Genomic DNA, 4,871 nt, shown 5'->3' on the forward strand with positions numbered 1-4,871 from the left:
ATAGTTTAAACTTATAAAATGTAGTTTTTAGAATTAGTATTAAAATAAAAACAAAGGAGGTTACTATCAAAATGGAGATGATAATTGGAGGAAAAAAAGTTACTAAACCAAAAATGATAAAAGTCTATAATCCTTTTAATGGTGAAATTGTCGGCGAAGTTCCTGAAGCAGAGGTATCGGATGTAAAAGTTGCAATCGAACTTGCTGAAGAAGGAAAAAAAGCTATGAAAGAACTTCCTTTACATAAAAGAGCTGAAATTCTATTCAACACAGGACTTTTGTTAGAAAAGAATGAACATAAAATCACTGATATTTTAGTTAAAGAAGTTGGAAAAACTGTGAACGAAGCTAAGTCAGAAGTTCTTCGAACAGCAGATTTATTCAAATACGCCTCAGAAGAGGCTAAAAGAATCCACGGAGAAACGTTACCTTTTTCTTCTGTTACTGGATCAGAAAATAAAAGAGGAGCATATATTTTAGAGCCTGTTGGGATAGTAGGAGCAATTACCCCTTTTAATGTTCCACTTTCATTAGCCGCTCATAAAGTTGCCCCTGCTATAGCTGCAGGAAACGCTATTGTCTTAAAACCTGCTACTCAAACTCCTTTGAATACATTAATGCTTGGAGAATTACTACTTGAAGCTGGCATGCCCCAAAAGGCTTTAAGTGTTTTAACAGGACATGGAAGTACTGTCGGAAATGCGATTGTTGAAGATCCTAGAATAAGATTTCTAAGTTTCACTGGTAGTGCTGAGACTGGTAAAAATATTGCGAAAAATGCTGGAATTAAAAAGATTGGATTAGAATTAGGCTCAAATGCACCTTTAATTGTTATGGACTCTGCAAATATTGATAAAGCGGTAAAAGCTACTGTTAGTGGAGGATTTTCTGTCGCTGGACAAATTTGTATTTCAGTTCAACGAGTCTTTGTCCATGAAAAAGTTTATGAAATATTTATCGATAAATTAGTGAAAAAAGTTAAAGAAATTATTTTTGGAGATCCAACAAAAGAAGAAACAATTATGGGACCAGTCATAGATGAACAAAATGCTATTAGAATAATTGACTGGATAAAAGAGGCAGAATCAAAAGGTGGAAAAATACTAACAGGCGGCAAAAGAAACTACACGCTAGTTGAACCTACAGTGATTATAGACGTTCCTTTAGATTGCAAAATTATGCAAAATGAACTTTTTGGTCCTGCTGTTGCCCTAAGAAAAGTCAAAAACCTAGATGAGGCTATAAATCTGGCAAATCAAAGTGTTTATGGTCTTCAAGCTGGAATATTTACTAAAAACATTTTTGAAGCATTTAGAGCTGCTCAAGAAATAGAAACGGGCGGTGTAATGATAAATGAAGGTCCCAGATACAGGGCTGATTTTATGCCATACGGTGGGTACAAAATGAGTGGTATTGGCAGAGAAGGAATAAGATATGCAATTGAAGAAATGTCGGAAATAAAGGTTATATGTTTTGATATAGAGGGGTGAAAAAGATGAAAGAGAAAATCAACTTGGGCATAGTTGCTTTTGTAAGAAACACTTATGATGCTCAAAAAGGTCAAGAAATATATAAGCAATCATTATTAGATTTAGAAAACACTCTAGATAACGTTGATTTGTTCGGTTGGCAAAATGTTGTTGAATACCCAGACGAGTTAGAAGAGGTGTTAACTTCTTTCAAAGAACATAACGTAGATGGCGTTGTATTATTAAGTGCAACCTTTCATCTTGGACAACTAGCCTTAAAAATTGCAAAAAACATTAATAAACCTTTTTTAATATGGGCCCTTCCTGAACCTTCCTATCATGGTGAAAGGCTAAGACTAAATTCTTTAGTTGGGGCCCATTTAGATTGCTCTAACTTATATAAGTCTGGTTTTGACAACTTTGAATTCATATATGGAGAGACAAAAGACCCTGATTTTAAAAATAAACTGAATAATTGGCTTGATGCTTTAAGAATTATCAAAAAATGGAACAATACAAAAATCGGCTTAATAGGAAACCATGCTCAAGGTTTTTATAATATAGACGTATATGAACCTGAAATCATCAAAGAATTTGGGGCAGAAATAGACTTCATATCTTTAAGTAACATATTTAATTTCAAGGCAAATACTGATGAAATAAAAAAAGAAATGAACAATTTATCTGGTATATACAATTACGGAGAAAATATGACAGATGAACGATTGAAAAAAGTAGCAAACCTATACATATGCCTAAAAGAGCTCGAAAAGTCTAATAACTACACTGCAATGGCTATAAGATGCTGGCCAGAATTCGCAAACTCCTATGGAATTTCTCCCTGCGCTTCTATGTCTTATTTTATGCCCGAACATATCCCAATTGCATGCGAAGGAGATATAGAAGGTACATTAGAAATGATTGCATATAAAGCGGTTGGTTGTAATGAACTCTTTTTAGCAGATATAAGCCAAATTTTTGAAAAAGAAGACTCTTTATTATTTTGGCATTGTGGGGTTGCACCATATAATCTATGGGATCAGAAATCTGAAAAAACCCTTGACACATATTTTGCTGGAGGTAGAGGAGTTACCGTAGGTTTCGTTTTAAAACCAGGACCTGTAACAATCTCAAGAATAGATTATGCGCGAGGAAAAACTAGGTTGTTAACGCTAGAAGGAGAAGCACTTCCAACAGAAAAAGAGCTCAAGGGAACTTATGTAAAAGTTAAAATACCTGATGCAAAAAATACTTTTGAAAAATTTGTCTCACAGGGTGTTGCTCATCACGTTGTTCTAGGATACGGTCGTTATAAAAAAACCTTTGAAAAAGTTGCAAAACTAAAAAATTGGGAAATATTATAATAAGAAATATTTCACGGATGGTGAAAATGGTATGAAAATAATTCAACAAGATAAAAATTACAAAGTATATATCAACGATTTAGAACTTTTTAACACTCAAGAATTTCGATATGGAATAGGTCATCATAAAATAAAAGAAAATCATGCCCATTTCAAAATCAAAGAAAAGTCTGATATAAACCTAAAAGACAATCTTGAGATAAAAATAGAAAACACCACAGAAAACCTTTTAACTATGAATTTAAAAGTCCCTAAAGAATTTAATAGGCTATTGATTTGTCTAAACTCTTTTGACTCTGAACAAATATTTGGAGGAGGAGAACAATACAATCATCTTAATTTAAAAGGAAAAAAATTCCCCATTTGGGTTCAGGAACAAGGAGTTGGAAGAGGATGGGATCCTATCTCCTTATTAACAAAACTCAAAGGAACAAGCGGAAGCTGGTTCACAACCTATTTTCCCTCTCCAATCTTCCTATCAACCATGGGATACGCAATAATAATTGAAACTTATTCACCCATTATTGTAGATTTTAAAAAGAAAAAGTCTGTATTTGAAATATGGGATAATAACGCAAAAATCATAATAATCGAAGGTAAAGATATACAAGAACTTACAAAACACATCAGAATATATTTTAACTCAAAACATCATCTTCCCGACTGGATATATGGAACAATTATTGCCTCTCAAGGAGGAACAGAAGCCTTATCAAAAAAAGTTGACTTGTTGACACAAAACGAAGTCCCACTCAGTGCAGTGTGGTCACAAGATTGGTCTGGTACTAACAGAACTTCTTTTGGTAGACAAGTCTACTGGAATTGGGAATACGACAAAATATCGTATAAAAACTTACCCAACAAGATACAAGAATTAAACAATAAAGGAATAAAGTTTCTTTCATATATAAATCCTTTCTTGATAGAAGGAAGTAGATTATACAAAATAGCAAAAGAAAACGACTATTTCGTTAAGCATCCTAATGGCGATGTATATAATATATACGTAACCACTTTCCCAGCCGGCCTTATAGATCTTACAAATAAAGATGCTTACAATTGGTACAAAAATATAATTAAAACCAACATGATCGCATTGGGAACTTCTGGTTGGATGGCTGATTTTGGTGAATATTTACCTGTAGATGCAATCTTATTTTCAGGAGAAGATCCCATTAAATATCACAATCAATATCCAGTAGAATGGGCCAAATTGAATTATGAAGCAATAAAAGAAAGTGGAAACGACGACATCATTTTCTTTATGAGATCTGGTTACTTAGATTCAGTCTCATATTGTCCAGTATACTGGGCAGGTGATCAAAACGTTAATTGGAGCAAAAGTGATGGAATAGCCTCTGTAATTCCCGCTGCCTTAAGTTCTGGGTTTAGTGGCGTAGACTTTTTCCATTGGGACACTGGAGGTTATACCTCTTTGTTTTGGATGAAAAGAACCCCAGAGCTTTTTATGCGTTGGGTAGAATTAAGCGCGTTTTCTCTTATCATGCGAACTCACGAGGGAAATAGACCTGAAACAAATATTCAATTTAATTCTAATGAAGAAATATTTAAACATTTTATATGGATGTCTAATGTTCATTATTCTCTAAAGAATTATTTGAAATACAGTGTTCAAACTAGCCTTGAGGAAAATCTACCAATTACAAGACATTTATGTCTTAATTATCCAGAAGATAAAGAAAGTTACCATCAAAAGTATCAATTTATGCTAGGAAGCGACATACTTGTGTCTCCAGTTATCTCAAAAAACACTGAAGAAAAAACAGTTTATTTACCTCCTGACAATTGGATTCATCTTTGGAGTACAAAAAAGTATTCGGGACAACAATATATAAAAGTCAAAGCACCTATAGGGTTCATCCCTGTATTCATAAGAGAAAATTCAACTTTTTTAGAAGAACTTTTAAATAACACCGAACAATTAAATAAAAAATTTCAATATACTTAAAACTATAAAATTTTTCGTAGGGTTGATCAACATATTGATAGATCAACTCTACGAATTAATTATTTTATT

General features: G+C 33.1%; 3 protein-coding genes. All 3 read left to right on the forward strand.

Annotated elements, in window-relative coordinates; translation table 11 throughout:
• Nucleotides 1-71 precede the first annotated feature (71 nt).
• The 3 genes from PKN74_RS07860 to PKN74_RS07870 are packed head-to-tail and all read left to right on the forward strand — an operon-like array spanning nucleotide 72 to nucleotide 4,802.
• Nucleotides 72-1,490: an aldehyde dehydrogenase family protein gene (locus PKN74_RS07860; protein WP_472310244.1), complete on the forward strand. Its 1,419-nt coding sequence runs from the start codon at nucleotides 72-74 to the stop codon at nucleotides 1,488-1,490.
• Between the two features lie 5 nt (nucleotides 1,491-1,495).
• On the forward strand, nucleotides 1,496-2,833 hold the full coding sequence (locus tag PKN74_RS07865; RefSeq protein ID WP_472310246.1) for an L-fucose/L-arabinose isomerase family protein: 1,338 nt from the start codon (nucleotides 1,496-1,498) through the stop codon (nucleotides 2,831-2,833).
• A gap of 31 nt (nucleotides 2,834-2,864) precedes the next feature.
• Nucleotides 2,865-4,802: an alpha-glucosidase gene (locus PKN74_RS07870; RefSeq protein ID WP_472310248.1), complete on the forward strand. Its 1,938-nt coding sequence runs from the start codon at nucleotides 2,865-2,867 to the stop codon at nucleotides 4,800-4,802.
• The last annotated feature ends 69 nt before the right edge of the window (nucleotides 4,803-4,871 follow it).

It is taken from the genome of Defluviitoga sp. (genome assembly GCF_035349255.1).
Classification (GTDB): domain Bacteria; phylum Thermotogota; class Thermotogae; order Petrotogales; family Petrotogaceae; genus Defluviitoga.

Bases quoted from the DNA above. Each gene is read 5' to 3' on its own strand.
- PKN74_RS07865 (WP_472310246.1), top strand. From the start codon at position 1,496: ATGAAAGAGAAAATCAACTTGGGCATAGTTGCTTTTGTAAGAAACACT.
- PKN74_RS07870 (WP_472310248.1), top strand. From the start codon at position 2,865: ATGAAAATAATTCAACAAGATAAAAATTACAAAGTATATATCAACGAT.
- PKN74_RS07860 (WP_472310244.1), top strand. From the start codon at position 72: ATGGAGATGATAATTGGAGGAAAAAAAGTTACTAAACCAAAAATGATA.